Origin of the sequence: Mesorhizobium sp. M1406, assembly GCF_040317555.1 — a bacterium.
Lineage (GTDB): Bacteria > Pseudomonadota > Alphaproteobacteria > Rhizobiales > Rhizobiaceae > Mesorhizobium.
Window position 1 is genome coordinate 64,527 of record NZ_JAMYKW010000022.1, and the last position, 16,006, is coordinate 80,532.

General features: G+C 64.6%; 13 protein-coding genes and 1 pseudogene. 12 read left to right on the forward strand and 2 right to left on the reverse strand.

The annotated features are described in order from the left end of the window. Positions 1–31: 31 nt before the first annotated feature. Both NKH03_RS19325 and NKH03_RS19330 read right to left on the reverse strand, forming a co-directional pair. Positions 32–565 carry a peroxiredoxin gene (locus tag NKH03_RS19325; RefSeq protein WP_023766875.1) on the reverse strand — a complete coding sequence of 178 codons (534 nt, stop codon included), beginning with the start codon at positions 563–565 and terminating at the stop codon, positions 32–34. Positions 566–1,707: 1,142 nt separating this feature from the next. Beyond that, on the reverse strand, positions 1,708–2,007 hold the full coding sequence (locus tag NKH03_RS19330) for a hypothetical protein (protein WP_352548258.1): 300 nt from the start codon (positions 2,005–2,007) through the stop codon (positions 1,708–1,710). A gap of 200 nt (positions 2,008–2,207) precedes the next feature. Here NKH03_RS19330 and NKH03_RS19335 point away from each other — a divergent pair, with 200 nt between their 5' ends. The 12 genes and pseudogenes from NKH03_RS19335 to NKH03_RS19390 all read left to right on the forward strand — a co-directional run bounded on the left by NKH03_RS19335 (position 2,208) and on the right by NKH03_RS19390 (position 15,614). Beyond that, positions 2,208–3,410, forward strand: a complete 1,203-nt coding sequence (locus NKH03_RS19335; RefSeq protein ID WP_352969828.1) for a cytochrome P450 — start codon at positions 2,208–2,210, stop codon at positions 3,408–3,410. Between the two features lie 92 nt (positions 3,411–3,502). Further along, positions 3,503–4,792: a cytochrome P450 gene (locus NKH03_RS19340; RefSeq protein ID WP_352969829.1), complete on the forward strand. Its 1,290-nt coding sequence runs from the start codon at positions 3,503–3,505 to the stop codon at positions 4,790–4,792. Between the two features lies 1 nt (position 4,793). After that, a pseudogene (locus NKH03_RS35045) lies at positions 4,794–4,919 on the forward strand (ferredoxin); the annotation flags it as partial. Between the two features lie 168 nt (positions 4,920–5,087). Next, positions 5,088–5,930 carry an SDR family oxidoreductase gene (locus NKH03_RS19350; protein ID WP_352969875.1) on the forward strand — a complete coding sequence of 281 codons (843 nt, stop codon included), beginning with the start codon at positions 5,088–5,090 and terminating at the stop codon, positions 5,928–5,930. After that, a complete protein-coding gene (locus tag NKH03_RS19355; RefSeq protein ID WP_352969831.1) occupies positions 5,930–7,273 on the forward strand; it encodes a cytochrome P450 in 1,344 nt (447 codons plus the stop codon). Before NKH03_RS19350 ends, NKH03_RS19355 begins: the two co-directional genes overlap by 1 nt. Before the next feature lie 147 nt (positions 7,274–7,420). Continuing rightward, positions 7,421–8,410 carry a polyprenyl synthetase family protein gene (locus tag NKH03_RS19360; protein ID WP_352969832.1) on the forward strand — a complete coding sequence of 330 codons (990 nt, stop codon included), beginning with the start codon at positions 7,421–7,423 and terminating at the stop codon, positions 8,408–8,410. Positions 8,411–8,586: 176 nt separating this feature from the next. Beyond that, positions 8,587–10,104, forward strand: coding sequence for a hypothetical protein (locus tag NKH03_RS19365; protein WP_502913531.1), 1,518 nt, complete (start codon positions 8,587–8,589; stop codon positions 10,102–10,104). Further along, the gene (locus tag NKH03_RS19370) at positions 10,101–11,003 is read left to right on the forward strand and encodes a terpene synthase family protein (RefSeq protein ID WP_352969836.1); all 903 of its coding nucleotides are present in this window, start codon (positions 10,101–10,103) and stop codon (positions 11,001–11,003) included. Before NKH03_RS19365 ends, NKH03_RS19370 begins: the two co-directional genes overlap by 4 nt. A 28-nt stretch (positions 11,004–11,031) precedes the next feature. Further along, on the forward strand, positions 11,032–12,135 hold the full coding sequence (gene fni / locus NKH03_RS19375) for a type 2 isopentenyl-diphosphate Delta-isomerase (RefSeq protein ID WP_502913532.1): 1,104 nt from the start codon (positions 11,032–11,034) through the stop codon (positions 12,133–12,135). Positions 12,136–12,397: 262 nt separating this feature from the next. After that, positions 12,398–13,594, forward strand: a complete 1,197-nt coding sequence (locus tag NKH03_RS19380; RefSeq protein ID WP_352969837.1) for an IS256 family transposase — start codon at positions 12,398–12,400, stop codon at positions 13,592–13,594. A 462-nt stretch (positions 13,595–14,056) separates the two neighbouring features. Then, positions 14,057–14,383, forward strand: a complete 327-nt coding sequence (locus NKH03_RS19385) for a helix-turn-helix domain-containing protein (protein ID WP_352969838.1) — start codon at positions 14,057–14,059, stop codon at positions 14,381–14,383. Further along, positions 14,358–15,614 carry a type II toxin-antitoxin system HipA family toxin gene (locus NKH03_RS19390; protein ID WP_352969839.1) on the forward strand — a complete coding sequence of 419 codons (1,257 nt, stop codon included), beginning with the start codon at positions 14,358–14,360 and terminating at the stop codon, positions 15,612–15,614. The genes NKH03_RS19385 and NKH03_RS19390 overlap by 26 nt, the downstream gene beginning before the upstream one ends. Positions 15,615–16,006: the final 392 nt, after the last annotated feature.

Genomic DNA, 16,006 nt, shown 5'->3' on the forward strand with positions numbered 1-16,006 from the left:
CGGCAATGGCACCAGTGAGACGTTTTCTAGGTCAAGCGGCGGCTTTCAGCGTTTCGAGAACGTTTTGCGGGGATGAGACGCCATACGGGTCGGCCTCGCAGTTGTCGGAGAAACCTTCCTCCTCGAACCAGTGCTCCACCACGCCATTGTTGATCAGGGCGGCGTAGCGCCAGGAGCGCATCCCGAAGCCGAGATTGTCCTTGGCGACCAGCATGCCCATTTTGCGTGTGAACTCGCCTGAGCCATCGGGAATGAGCTCGACCTGCTTCAGGCCCAAGGACTTCCCCCACGCATTCATGACGAAGGCGTCGTTGACTGAGAGGCAGTAAATCGCGTCAATTCCCTCCTTCTCAAACTCATCATAGAGCTCTTCGAACTGGGGCAATTGGTAGGTCGAGCAGGTTGGTGTGAAGGCGCCAGGCAGCGAGAACAGGATGACCCGCTTGCCGGCAAAGTAGTCGTCAGATGTCTTTTCTTCCCAGCGATATGGATTTGGCCCCTGGACTGACTTATCGTGAACGCGCGTGAGAAAGGTGACGAAGGGAACTTTCTTTTGAACTGTCATCAAGTTGCTCCTAAAGAAGAAAACTGGCGCTGAATTCTGGCAGAGGCTGGCGCAATACCGAGCAGAGGCTCGTATGCCCGGCACGGGATGAGGACCTCGCGGCTCGCAACCTCCTTTTTCCCTCGCGACGTATGGGAACGTCTTGGCGGCTGGTCTTGGCCACCCGAACGCAATCGATCTGAGCGAGCTGGACACCGTCGAGCCGCTTGCTTTCCACGGCTATGGCGCCGGAAGCGGGATCGGTCACCCGCGATCGTGCCCGGGGAAAAGGGATAGCGGCCGGAAGTAGCCAATATCGCAAGCATGTGGGGGCCTGAAATGTCACTTCACGCAACAGACCCGCGTCACTGGACTGGTTCAGCGTGTTGTCGATATGTGGCAGTGACCCGCCGGCCTTGGCTTGGGTGACCCTTTGACGGGGCTCTTGGGCACTCACATGATGAACAGAACCGGTAAACGGCATTTGCGCGAGCGGCCCGTGTTGGCGTGCCGGCATCGGACCAGCCATGCGCAAAGCGGCCACCGAGAACGGACTTCCGGAGGAGACGATGTCCCGATGTTCAGCGGGAACGGGCACCGTCTCCTCAGGCCACTGTCTAGAGCTTCGCGCGTCTGGCATGGTTCAAGTCGCTTTCATCGTGATTTGATGGTGCTCTAACCAGGAGCAGCAAGCGGCGTGCCATTTCAAATAGAGGTGCTGTTGGACCGCCCCCTTCTTCTCGGAGGCCGTGTCTTAGAAGATCGGGCGCGCGCTATGCCGCCTCGTCACACAGGCAACAACGATGCTGTATGGTGCGGATATTCGGCGCTTCAGCCCTGGCTGGGCAAAGAAGAACCGGAAGCCGAGCCGATGCGCTACGTGAGGCTGGCGGGCACTCCAGTCGTAGCGTGTGCCGCTAGCGTTCATGGGTGCGCAGGCACGGCTATCGCGAACACGCGCCTGTCGCAGCAACATGAGCGCGCGCTCTTGGGCAAGCGCCCTGGCGCCGTGAGGATCGAATTCCCCAATCGTGTCTGTTTGCCGCCCTCTTATGTTCGAAACTGGACCAGAATGTCGCAGGCCCGACCTAAAGGTCGCCCGAGGCGTTCTGTCCGACACTGTTCCGTCGCCTTTGTTGGCCCGCGACACCGGCTTATTTCGCCTAGCTCTTCTCTGGCCTCAGGCTAAGCCGCTGAGAAGCTGCCACAATCTTTTTCTGCTGCGGCCAAATTGGCACGAGATTTGAAGCACCTTCGTTGCGGGCCGGAAGCCGCCGACCGACTTTCATTTCGTGGATGGCACGAATGGAACGAAGAAAGAAAAGCAAAATGTCAAATCCGCGTCGGATAGCGTCTATGGGCAGGGGGTCCTCGGCGAAACCGCCCTTACCCAACAGCTCGCCGCCCTTGTCGACCCTTGCGCAGGAAATCTTGGCCGGCGGCGGCTCAAAGGCCCACCACACCGACCTTATCCTGAAATCGATGGTGCAGGATAAAGTTCTGCATCTCGCCGCGCGGTGTGCCTAGACAGTTACACGTTGGCCGATCTTGATAATCGGTCTGCTTTCGGACGACGTCGTCTACATGCCGTCTTAGGTCTTCGCTGCCGCAGCACCCGCCGGTCACCTTCCGCCCTTCCATCGCTATAGAGTGAAGTGCCAGCATGTCCGAACAACCTTTGCCGACGCTGCCGATGTGGCGCGTCGATCACATTGAGCCCTCGCCCGAGATGTTGGCGCTACGGGCCAACGGTCCGATCCACCGCGTGCGCTTCCCGTCCGGGCACGAAGGCTGGTGGGTGACAGGCTATGACGAGGCCAAGGCGGTGTTGTCCGACGCGGCGTTCCGGCCCGCGGGAATGCCGCCGGCGGCATTCACCCCGGATTCGGTGATTCTCGGTTCGCCAGGATGGCTGGTCTCGCACGAGGGGGGCGAGCATACGCGGTTACGCACGATCGTGGCGCCGGCCTTCAGCAACGGCAGGGTGAAGCTGCTCGCGCAGCAGGTCGAGGCGATCGCCGCGCAGTTGTTCGACACGCTGGCGGCCCAGCCCCAGCCCGCCGATCTGCGGCGCCACCTCTCCTTTCCGCTTCCGGCCATGGTCATCAGCGCGCTGATGGGCGTGCTCTACGAGGATCACGCCTTTTTCGCCGGGCTGTCCGACGAGGTGATGACGCACCAGCATGAAAGCGGGCCGCGAAGCGCGTCGCGCTTGGCCTGGGAAGAACTCCGCGCCTACATTCGCGGCAAGATGCGGGACAAGCGCCAGGATCCGGGCGACAACCTGCTGACGGATCTGCTCGCGGCGGTCGACCAGGGCAAGGCGACCGAGGAAGAGGCGATCGGCCTGGCCGCGGGCATGCTCGTGGCGGGTCACGAGAGCACCGTCGCGCAGATCGAATTCGGCCTGCTGGCCATGTTCCGCCATCCGCAACAGCGCGAACGCCTGCTCGGCGATCCATCCCTGGTGGACAAGGCGGTGGAGGAAATCCTGCGCATGTACCCGCCGGGCGCCGGCTGGGACGGCATCATGCGCTATCCGAGGACCGACGTGACCATCGCGGGCATGCATGTTCCCGCGGAGAGCAAGGTGCTGGTCGGCCTGCCGGCGACGTCGTTCGATCCGCGCCATTTCGACCACCCGGAAATCTTCGACATCGGACGTGACGAAAACCCGCACCTGGCGTTCTCCTACGGGCCCCACAACTGCGTCGGCTTGGCGCTGGCCAGGCTGGAACTCAAGGCGGTGTTCGGTTCGATCTTCCAGCGCTTTCCCGCGCTGCGCCTGGCCGTGGCGCCCGAAGAACTGAAGTTGCGCAAGGAGATCATCACTGGCGGGTTCGAGGAGTTCCCGGTGCTCTGGTGATGCGCGGACGCCACCAGGAATCGCGATGTTCTCCGAATTGCCGGCGCGCCTGCCGCGCGCCGATCAGATCAGCCAGCCAACAGGTGACCAAGATGGACGTGCAAGAAACCACGGCAGCATGCCGGGACGCCTTCGCCGAACTGGCGTCGCCAGCGTGCATTCAGGACCCGTACCCATTCATGCGGTGGTTGCGCGAGCACGATCCGGTACATCGCGCGGCGTCGGGCCTCTTTCTGTTGAGCCGCCACGCCGACATCTACTGGGCGCTCAAGGCCACGGGCGATGCTTTTCGGGGGCCGGCGCCAGGCGAACTGGCGCGCTATTTCCCGCGGGCGGCGACCAGCCTGTCGCTAAGTTTGCTGGCGTCCACTTTAGCGATGAAGGAACCACCAACGCATACGCGTCTGCGCCGGCTGATCTCGCGCGATTTCACCATGGGCCAGATCGACAAGCTGAGGCCGACCATTGCTCGCATCGTCGCAGCGCGCCTGGACGGCATGGCGCCCGCGCTGGAACGCGGGGAGGCGGTGGACCTGCATCGGGAATTCGCGCTGGCCTTGCCCATGCTGGTTTTCGGCGAACTGTTCGGCATGCCCCCGGACGACATTCTCGCGCTCGTCACCGGCATCAGCGCCATTCTGGAAGGCCTGAGCCCGCACGCCAGCGATCCCCAACTCGCCGCGGCGGACGCGGCCAGCGCCAGGGTGCAGGCCTACTTCGGCGACCTCATACAGCGCAAGCGTACCGATTCCCGCCACGACATCGTGTCAATGCTGGTCGGCGCACACGACGACGATTCCGACATGCTGTCGGATGCGGAATTGATCAGCATGCTCTGGGGCATGCTGCTGGGCGGCTTCGCCACCACTGCCGCGGCCATCGGCCATGCGGTCCTGGCGATGCTGGCGTATCCCGAACAGCGGCATTGGCTGAAGGGAGATGCCGTGGGGGTGAAGGCATTCGTCGAAGAAGCCCTGCGCTACGACGCGCCCGCCATGTTCAGCTCCATTCCGCGTATCGCCCAGCGCGACATCGAACTGGGCCGCGTGGTGATCCCGAAGAACGCGGACGTGCGCGTGCTCATCGCGGCCGGCAATCGCGACCCGGACGCCTTCGCCGATCCCGATCGCTTCGATCCCGTGCGGTTCTACGGCACCAGTCCTGGCATGTCGATCGACGGGAAGATCATGCTGACCTTCGGCCACGGCATCCACTTCTGCCTTGGTGCCCAACTGGCCCGGGTGCAGTTGGCCGAAAGCCTGCCGCGGATCCAGGCGCGCTTCCCCACGCTGGCATTGGCCGAGCAGCCGACCCGGGAGCCCTCCGCGTTCCTTAGGACGTTCCGCGCGCTGCCGGTACGGCTGCATGGGCAGGAGGGCTGAGATGCGCGTCGTAGTCGATCAGGATCTGTGCGGAACGACCGGGCAGTGCGTGCTGACGCTGCCGGGCACCTTTCGCCAGCGCGAACCGGACGGCGTGGCCGAAGTGTGCGTTGCGACGGTCCCGCAGGCGCTGCACGCCGCCGTGCGGCTTGCGGCGAACCAGTGCCCGGTCGCCGCCATTCGGGTCATCGAAAGCGACGCTGGCCATGACGAGTGCGCCAGCGCCGACCCGGCGCCTTCTCCGACGCAGGCCCAGCGGCATGCCGCGAAAGACCAATGCAATTCAGGAGACACGATGGGAAGGTTTGAAGGCAAGGTGGCCGTGGTGACCGGCGCTGGCACCGGCATCGGCAAGGCATGCGCTCTCGCCATCGCGCGCGGAGGCGGCAGAGTGGTGGTGGCCGACATTGATGGCCCGGCGGCCATCGCCTGCACCGCGCAGATCGCGGCCGAAGCAGGCCACGCGCTGCCCATAGCCATGGATATCGCTGATGAGCAGGCGGTGGCAGCGCTGTTCGAGACGGCGGAGCGGCACTTCGGGGGAGTCGACCTGCTGGTGAACAATGCGAGCGCCATGCATCTGACCCCGCGCGACCGCGCCATCCTAGACTTGGACCTGGCAGTATGGGACCAGACCATGGCGACCAATCTGCGCGGCACGCTGCTCTGCTGCCGGCAGGCCATCCCACGGATGATCGCCCGCGGCGGTGGCGCGATCGTCAACATGTCGTCGTGCCAAGGGCTCAGCGGTGACACGGCGCAGACGTCCTACGCCGCGTCGAAGGCGGCGATGAACATGCTGTCGGCCTCGCTCGCCACCCAGTACGGTCACTCTCAGATCCGCTGCAACGCGGTTGCGCCGGGTCTTATCATGACCGAGCGTCTCCTCGCCAAGCTGGACGAGTGCATGCAACGGCATCTGCGCCGGCACCAGCTCCTGCCGCGCGTCGGCCGTCCCGAGGACGTTGCCGCACTCGTGGCGTTCCTGCTCTCCGACGATGCTGCGTTCATCACCGGCCAGGTCGTGTGCATCGATGGCGGCATGCTGGCGCATGTGCCGACCTATGCCGACGGTGGCAACAGCTGCGCCGCGCGCCCTGCAGGCGATAGCGAATCGGGGGCGGCGGCGCGCTGCTGATGGACATGCTGCTCAACCCACTCAACCGTCGGCACCGGCTGCGATGCGACATCCCGGTCATGCCTGGCGCTTTCCCCCTGGTCGGGCATCTTCCCGCCATTGTCTGCGACCTGCCGCGCCTGCTGGAGCGCGCAGAACGGACGCTGGGCAGCCACTTCTGGCTGGATTTCGGCCCTGCCGGACATCTGATGACCTGCGTGGATCCGGATGCATTCGCACTGCTCAGGCACAAGGACGTGTCCTCGGCGCTGATCGAAGAGATCGCGCCCGAATTGCTTGGCGGAACGTTGGTTGCCCTGGACGGCGGCGCGCACCGGCAGGCGCGCGATGCCATCAAGGCAGCGTTCTTGCCCAAGGGGCTGACCCAGGCCGGGATCGGCGACCTGTTCGCGCCCGTCATCCGGACGCGGGTGCAGGCGTGGCGCGCCCGCGGCGAGGTAACCATCCTGCGCGAAACCGGCGACCTGATGCTGAAGCTCATCTTCAGCCTCATGGGAGTCCCCGCGCAGGACCTGCCGGGATGGCATCGCAAGTACCGGCAATTGCTGCAGTTGATCGTCGCGCCACCGGTCGACCTGCCCGGACTGCCTTTGCGGCGCGGCCGCGCCGCCCGCGACTGGATCGACGCGCAGTTGCGCCAGTTCGTCCGCGACGCGCGCGCGCATGCCGCGCGCACCGGGTTGATCAACGACATGGTGAGCGCCTTCGACCGCAGCGACGGTCCGCTCTCCGATGACGTCCTGGTCGCGAATATTCGCTTGCTGCTGCTTGCCGGTCACGACACCACTGCCTCGACGATGGCCTGGATTGTGATCGAGCTGGCGCGGCAGCCTGTGCTGTGGGACGCCCTGGTTGAGGAGGCGCAACGCGTGGGCGCGGTGCCGACCAGGCACACGGACCTGGCGCAGTGTCCGGTCGCCGAGGCGCTGTTCCGCGAGACACTGCGCCTGCATCCGGCGACCACGCTCCTACCGCGTCGCGCGCTGCAGGAATTGCAACTCGGCCAGCGGCGCATTCCCGCGGGCACCCATCTATGCATCCCGCTGCTGCATTTCTCGACCTCGGCGCTGCTGCACGACGCGCCTGATCAGTTCCGCCTGGCGCGGTGGCTGCAACGCACGGAGCCGATCCGGCCGGTTGACATGCTGCAGTTCGGTACCGGACCACACGTCTGCATCGGCTACCATCTGGTATGGCTGGAAATGGTGCAGTTCTGCATCGCCTTGGCGCTGACCATGCACAAGGCCGGGGTGCGGCCGCAGTTGCTGAGCGACGTCGCAAAAGGCCGGCGCTATTACCCGACCGCACATCCGTCCATGGCAATCCGCATAGGCTTCTCATGAGCTGGCATCGCATGCCCTGTGTGGCAAGGCAGCGGCGCCGGCGGGGTGCGGCATTGCTGCACTCAGCGCACGCACTCGTGTGACGCCGGCAACACCGTGACGGCTTGCGCTCGCCGTGGCCGTCTCAGCTACAAGGACATCAACAACATGCAGACCGGTTCCACTCCACGCGACCGAATTGGCGTTTCCGCATCCGGCGGATTGGGCGCGCAGGCGCGCGGCGCCTCTGGCGGGCTGCTCCCGGAGATCTGGATGCAGGACGGCGCAAAGCGGGTCGAACAGGCGCTGGCGCGTCTGCTCTGCGCCGAAGACGACGGAAAGACAGAGCTGATGGCGGCCATGCGCTACGCCACCTTGCATGGCGGGAAGCGCACCCGCGCCTTGCTCTGTCTGGCTGCCGGCGCACTGGCGGGCACGCCGGCGCACAGGCTCGACGACGTCTGCGCCGCCATCGAGATGATGCACGCCTGTACCCTGGTCCATGACGACCTGCCCGCGATGGACGACGACGTGCTTCGCCGCGGCCTTCCGACCGTGCACGTAAAGTTCGGCGAAGCCACTGCGATCCTGGCCGGCGATGCGCTGCAGGCCCACGCCTTCCTGACCCTGGCGAGCCTGGATGCGCCGGGCGACAACCGTATCGCGCTCGTGCGCGAACTGGCGCAGGCGGTGTCCGCCGAGGGTGCCGCAGGCGGGCAGGCCATCGATCTGTCGTTGGTCGGAAAGCACGCCGGGCTGGACAGGATCCTGGCGATGCACGGGATGAAAACCGGAGCGCTAGTGCGCGCGTCGGTTCGCATGGGCGCGCTATACTCCATCACGGACGATGCCGCGCACGCTGCGCTGTATGCTGCGCTCGATCGCTACACCGCCTGTTTTGGCCTGGCTTTGCAGGTGGCCGACGACATTCTCGACGCGACGGCGGATACCGCGACTCTTGGCAAGACCCCCGGTAAGGACGCGGCGGCGCAAAAGCCGACCTGCGCGTCGATCATGGGGCTGCAGGCTGCGCGCCAGTTCGCCCTGTACTTGTTGCACGACGCCGGGGAGGCCATCGCCCCTCTGGGGCCGCGTGCGGAAGGGTTGGCGCAGATGCTGCAGCGGGCCAACCTCTATCTGTCCGCGCCATACGCATGAGCGTGCGCATCCGTAAGGACTCGCCCCTGTGCTGCTGCGATCGGCCGGCGGGCGCTGCATGCTGCACTGTGTCCGTGTCGGCGGCGACGTGCGCGGCGTCTGCCCGTTTCTGTTCTCGTTAGCCTTCTGCAGAAGGAACATCCCGCGTGAACTTGTCCGAACAGATCCTTTCCGAAATGCGCCACCTGCTGAGCGATATGAGCGACGGCGGCAGTGTCGGTCCGTCCGTCTACGACACGGCGCGAGCTCTGCAGTTCGACGGCAACGTCACCGGTCGGCACGACGCATACGCGTGGCTCATCGCGCAGCAACAGGCCGATGGCGGATGGGGAAGTGCGGACTTCCCGCTGTTTCGCCATGCGCCCACGTGGGCGGCGTTGCTGGCATTGCAGCGTGCCGATCCTCTTCCCGGCGCCGCCGACGCAGCCCAGGCTGCAATCCGGTTCCTCGAGCGCCAGCCTGATCCCTACGCGCATGCGGTGCCGGAAGACGCGCCCATCGGCGCGGAGCTGATGCTGCCGCAGTTGTGCGACGAGGCCGCATCCTTGCTGGGCGGCTTGGCGTTTTCGCGCCACCCGGCGCTGTTGCCGTTGCGGCAAGCACGCCTGGTCAAGCTGGGGGCTGTGGCGACGTTGCCGAGCGGCCATCCGTTGCTGCACTCCTGGGAAGCCTGGGGGACGTCGCCGGCCACCGCATGCCCGGACGACGACGGCAGCATTGGCATCAGTCCAGCGGCCACGGCCGCGTGGCGTGCGCACGCCGTGACACAGGGAAGAACGCCGCACGTCGGGCGCACCGACGGGTATCTGCAGGCGGCATCGCGGGCAACGCGCACCAGCATCGAAGGTGTCGTTCCCAACGTCTGGCCGATCAATGTGTTCGAGCCATGCTGGTCGCTGTACACCCTGCATCTGGCCGGTCTGTTCGCGCATCCCGCGCTCGCCGAGGCGGTGCAAGTGATCATCGCGCAACTCGACGCCCGCCTCGGAGTCCGCGGTCTGGGCCCTGCCTTGCACTTCGCGGCCGATGCGGACGACACCGCCGTTGCGTTGTGCGTCCTTCGCCTTGCAGGCCGCGACCCGGCGGCCGACGCGTTGCGCCAGTTCGAAACCGGCGAGCTGTTCGTCACCTTCCCCGGCGAGCGCAATGCCTCGGTGTCGACCAACATCCATGCCCTGCATGCGTTGCGAATCTTGGGAAAACCCGCGGCCGGCACCAGCGCCTACGTCGAGGCCAATCGCAACCCGCACGGTCTATGGGACAACGAAAAATGGCACGTTTCGTGGCTGTATCCAACCGCGCATGCGGTCGCTGCGCTCGCGCAAGGCAACCCCCACTGGCGCGACGAGCGCGCGCTGGCCGGGCTGCTGCGGACGCAGCGCGACGACGGCGGCTGGGGCGCGGGTCGCGCGTCCACATTCGAGGAAACCGCCTATGCGCTGTTCGCGTTGCACGTGATGGACGGGAGGGAAGCGCCGGCAGGGCGCCGGCGCATCGCGCAGGCGGTGGCGCGTGCGCTGAAGTGGATGCTCGCCCGCCACGCAGCGCACGCACTGCCCCAGACACCGCTGTGGATCGGCAAGGAACTGTATTGCCCCACTCGGGTGGTGCGCGTGGCCGAACTCGCCGGGTTGTGGCTGGCGCTTTGTTGGGGGCGGCACGTCTCGGCCGAGGGAGCAGGAGCGGGGCCATGATCCAGACCGATCGCGCGCTGCAGCAGGTGCTGGAGTGGGGGCGTTCCCTGACCGGGTTCGCCGACGAGCATGCCATAGAAGCGGTCAGGGGCGGCCAGTACATCCTGCAGCGCATCCAGCCGAGCCTGCGCGACACCAGCGCCCGCACCGGCCGCGATCCGCTGGACGAAACGCTGATCGTGGCGTTCTATCGCGAACTGGCGCTGCTCTTCTGGCTCGACGATTGCAACGACCTTGGCCTGATCGCGCCGGAGCAGCTCGCCGCGGTGGAGCAGGCGCTGGGGCAGGGTGTGCCGTGCGCGCTTCCCGGATTCGAGGGCTGTGCTGTGCTGCGCACTTCGCTCGCCGCGCTCGCCTACGATCGTCGCGACTATGCTCAGCTTCTCCACGATACCCGGTGCTACTGCGCGGCGCTGCGCGCCGGACACGCGCAGGCGGCAGGGGCGCAGCGCTGGTCGTACGCCGAGTACTTGCACAACGGCATCGATTCGATCGCCTACACGAACGTGTTCTGTTGCCTGTCCTTGCTGTGGGGGCTGGACATGGCGACCTTGCGCGCGCGTCCGGCGTTTCGCCAGGTTCTGCGGCTCATCTCCGCGATAGGGCGCTTGCAGAACGACCTGCATGGACGCGAAAAGGATAGGTCGGCCGGCGAGGCCGACAACGCGGCGATCCTGCTGCTGCAGCGCTATCCGGCCATGCCTGTCGTGGAGTTCCTCAAGGACGAGCTGGCCGGCCACACACGCATGCTGCACCGGGTGATGGCGGAAGAACGTTTTCCCCCGCCGTGGGGACCGCTGATCGAAGCCATGGCGGCCATCCGCGTGCAGTACTACCAGACCTCAAACAGTCGCTACCGCAGCGACGCTGCAGGCGGAGGCCAGCGTGCGCCGGCCTGAACGCGGGGGAAACGATGGCGTGCGCGCGCTGCCGTCGGTCCGACCCGACGCAACGCCGTCGCCCGATGACGCGGATGGAGCGAGCATCAGCGACACCAAGTTGAGCCGGCGCAAGGACGACCACCTGGACATCGTGCTGAATCGGCGAACGGCACGGGCCAAGGCCGCCGGCTGGGAGTACATCCGTTTCGAACACTGCGCATTGCCCGAGTTGGACCTGACGCAGGTCGACCTCAGCGCCTCGCTGCTGGGCAAGACCATGCGCGCGCCTCTGCTGATCAGCTCCATGACCGGCGGCATGCCACGCGCCGAGGCCATTAACCGGCATCTGAGCGAGGCAGCGCAAGCCTTGGGGATCGCCATGTGCGTCGGTTCGCAGCGCGTGAGCCTGCAATCCCGCAACTCCCAGGGGCTGACGCGCGCGCTGCGCAGCCTCGCCCCAGACGTTCCCTTGCTGGCCAATATCGGCGCCGCGCAACTGCGCCAGCCCGACGGCCTGGACCTTGCCCGCCGGGCGGTGGATGCACTGGAGGCCGATGGACTCATCGTCCATCTCAATCCGCTGCAGGAAGCAGTACAGCCGGAGGGCGACCGCGACTGGCGCGGCGTCCTGGCGCAGATCGCTCGCGCCGCGCGCAGCGTCGGCGTGCCGATCGTGGCCAAGGAAGTGGGGTCGGGCCTGTCCGCCTCGGTGGCCTGTGCGCTCGTCGAGGCGGGCGTGGCGGTGATCGATGTCGCCGGCGCCGGCGGCACCAGCTGGGCCGCGGTGGAGGGCGAGCGCGCCCCCGATGCCGCCGACCGCGCAGTGGCAATGGCATTCGCGGATTGGGGGATTGCGACCCCGGCCAGCGTGCAGGCGGTACGTCGGGCGCTGCCAGCGGTGAAGCTGATCGCGTCGGGCGGGATCAGCGACGGCGTCGACGTGGCCAAGGCTATCCGCCTGGGCGCGGACATCGCCGGGCAGGCAGCCGGCGTGCTGCGCGCGGCTACGGTATCCAGCGAGGCCGTTGTCGCGCATTTCGAGATCGTCATCCGCCAGTTGGCCGTCGCCTGCTTCTGCACCGGCTCGGCTGATCTGGTGGCGTTGCGTCAGGCGCGCTTGTTGCCCTCGGCGCACCTGCCCGCCGGTTGACGCCGGCGGCGCCCGTACGTGCGGCGGGCGCTAGTCTTACTGAGTGAGAAAGTCTCGGAAGCGGGGGGATTGCCTGATCGCGGGGTTGTTCGGGTGCTGCTTCGTGATCGGGGAGGCACCCCGCCATGCCCCTAACGGACAGCCGAGAGTAAAGCGATATTCGAGGTAGTGTGCTGAGAGTTCTGCAAATTCGCTGAGAGAAGGCGGTCATGGCAGGCTGGTGATGTTCAACGTCACCTGATTCCCGCGAAGGAACGCCACCATGACCAAGACTGAAAGTAAGACCGCCAGCGCTGCCGTCAAAGACATTCTGCTTTCGAACCCGGATGGATTGCACGAAGTGATCCGTGCGGTGATGCAAGAGGTGCTCGAGGCGGAGATGGACGAAGCGCTGGGTGCTTCGAAGAGCGAACGCACACCGGAGCGGCTCGGCTATCGCTCGGGTTATTACGGCCGCACCCTTGTCACCCGTGTCGGCAAGCTTGAGCTGCGGGTTCCGCAGGACCGGGCCGGCCGCTTCTCCACCGAGCTGTTCGAGCGCTATCAGCGTTCGGAGCGGGCTTTGGTGGCAACGCTTGCGGAGATGTATGTGCAGGGCGTGTCGACCCGGAAAGTCAAGGCGATCACCGAAGAGCTGTGCGGCCATGCCTTCTCGGCCTCGTCGATCTCGGCCATCAACAAACGCCTGGACGAGAGCCTGAAGGCGTTTGCCGAGCGTCCGCTTCAGGAGCCCTTTGCCTACCTCATCCTCGACGCCCGCTACGAGAAGGTGCGCGAAGCCGGCATCGTCATGAGCCAGGCGGTGCTGATCGCGGTCGGCATCGACTGGGACGGAAGGCGCCAGATCCTGGCCGTGGAAATGGCCAATCGCGAGAGCCGCTCGGCTTGGAAGGACTTCCTCGTCGGCTTGAAGGCGCGGGGCCTCAGGGGCGTCGAACTGGTCGTGTCCGACGATCATGCCGGCCTGGTGGCGGCGATCGGCGAAGTCATTCCGGAAGCGGCATGGCAGCGCTGCTACGTGCACTTCCTCAGGAACGCGCTCGATCACCTGCCGAGAAAGCACGGCGACGACTGCCTGCAGGAACTGCGCTGGCTCTACGACCGGCGCGATCTCGCCGAAGCCAAGGCCGATCTGGCTGCATGGCTTGCCAAATGGTCGGGCCGCTATCCACGACTGACGACGTGGGTGGAGGAGACCATCGAATACACGCTGACCTTCTTTCGCCTGCCGCGTCAGCACCACAAGCACCTGAAGTCCACTAACATGCTGGAGCGGCTCAACGAGGAAATCCGCCGGCGCACTTATGTCGTGCGCATCTTTCCAAATGCCGAAAGCTGCCTGCGCCTCGTCAGGGCGCTCGCCGTCGAGACCAACGAAAACTGGATGGAGGCCAACCGCTACATCAACATGGACGATCTGCGCGAGCACAAGAAGCTCGCTCTACGCCAAGCCGCATGACCAGCACCATGGCCGCCCTTTCTGCAGAACTTGACGCACACAACCATATTCGACGGCTATGTCGATGCTTGATCAGGGTGACCGGTCACGCAGAGCGAGAAGCCCCTCAAAGGGTCGGAACACCAGGTGCGGCGGGAGACCGGCAGGAGCAGATGGTACAAAGCCATTGCCATCAAGGAGTGGCGATCACATTGACCTCCAGTCAGCGCGGCCGGCCGTATGAACCAGAAGAGGCGAGCGATTTCAGCTGCCGGACCGCCTTGATTTAACATTCCGATAGTTTCGGTGTCAGTTTCGGACGGCGTTCACCGTCGGGCGGCGCCAAATGCAGGATGATTGATCTCTTTACATATCATAAGGCTGATGCATGATATGGGAACAGATCATAACGTGTTGACTCCATCACTGGATAAGATACTCTGCCATATCATCCAGCGTTGAAATGGAACGTTTACGTATCATATGGACCCTCAATCGGAAATTCTACGGGAAATCGGTGGGCTTTTCAGGCAGGCGAGGCTTGCCGCTGCGATGACGCAGGAGCAGGTCGCTGATTTGGCGGGTATATCCCGTCCCCGGTATCGCGACATCGAAAAGGGAGCCGCAGCCGCGCGTGCAACAACGCTCATGAATATCGCTCGCGCGCTCGGTCTGGAAATGATGCTGGTTCCGCAAGTCATGGTGCCGGCTGTCCAGGCTCTGTTGCGCCCGCATGATGATGACGACCTGCCCGCCTTTGTTCCTCAATCTGACGATGACGATCATGGCTCCAGTCTTTCACGCACCTAAGACGATCCCGTCGCTGGACGTGCTCCTGGACACCCTGAAGGTCGGCACACTCGTCAGGACGCCGGGCGATTTCAATGCGTTCAACTTCGATGAGGCCTACCGCGCGACGGGCGGCTTGCCGGTTCTCAGCCTGTCGTTCCGGGCAGCGATGGGAGGATTGCGGAAAAATCCGAAGCCTCTGGCCGGCGCCTTGCCGGCTTTTTTCGCGAACCTCCTACCGGAGGAGAAGCTACGCGAGGCGATGGAAAAGCACCACGAAGGCAATGTGCGGCCAGGCAATGATTTCGATCTGCTTGCAGCACTCGGCACCGATCTGCCAGGGGCCGTGCAGGCATTGCCTAGTGATGGCTCGATAGCGGTCCCGCAGGATGCTTCAAAAGATAAGCCCAAGGCTCGGTTCTCACTTGCCGGCGTGCAGATGAAGCTCTCGGTCATGAAGAACACTGGAAAAGGCAGCGGCCTGACCTTGCCGATGGACGACGAGCAAGGCCGATACATCGCCAAGTTCCCTTCGACGGCGTTTCCAGGCATTTCCGAAAATGAATTCGCCAACCTCGCGTTGGCCGCAGCGATCGGCATGGACGTTCCTGAATGCGAACTGGTCGAGAAGTCCGATTTTGAGGGCGTTCCCGAAGAATTCAACACGCTGTCTGACGGCAAGGTCCTTCTCGTCAAACGCTTCGATCGCGGCGCCGGTGGCGAGAGGATACACATCGAGGATTTCGCTCAGGTCTTCGGTGTCTACCCTTCGCGCAAATATGAGGGGGCTGCTTATCACGACATAGCCTTGGCTCTTGGCGTGGCCGTCTCGCCTACGGCGGCTCTCGAGTTCGTCCGCCGCCTGGCACTGACCGTCATCACCGGCAATGGCGACATGCACCTGAAAAACTGGTCTTTGATCTATCCCGGTAACGGCGACAAGCCGGCGCTTGCACCAATCTACGACCTCCTATCCACCGTGCCATATATTCCCGCCGACGCCATGGCGCTGTCGCTTGGAGGAGAGCGCTCGTTCAAGGCGCTGGCAGCACCGCGATGGAAAGCATTTGCGAACCGTGCACGGCTTCCGGAGCCAGCAGTCCTGAAGGCAGTGGTCGAGACGGTCAAACTCGTCAACGAGTACTGGTGGCGTCTGCCTGAGCGCGACGTTGTCGCAGCGAAAGTGCTCGAGCGGATCGACGGACATGTGAAGGCGATGACGCCGATACTGAACTCCTGTGCCGACAAGTGAGCCGAGACCCCCGAATTGCTGATATAGCGGGACCATCCGCCTGTGGCACCGGATGAGTGGCCGCGGACCGATGGTATGCCAGCGTCGCGCGCAGGATTCTACGCAGTCTCGACGAGGACACGCGAGACGAAGCACGTCAGCTCGCTGGCACAGAAAGTTTCGCAGCTTCCCGCAAGTAGGTTGAGATGCTGTTCGTCCACTTCAACATAACGACGCGGTGCAAACGAATTCGGTGACTGAGGATCGCGATCCGACGCTTTGTGTCGCCAATGTCGCGTCCGCTACACGGGCTGTTCCGACGATCCTTTCTTGGAACTCAAGCTAAACCCCTGAAAAGCAACCATGAAATTATTCTTCGGTTGGATCAGCCAAATTGGCATGAGTCTTGAGAT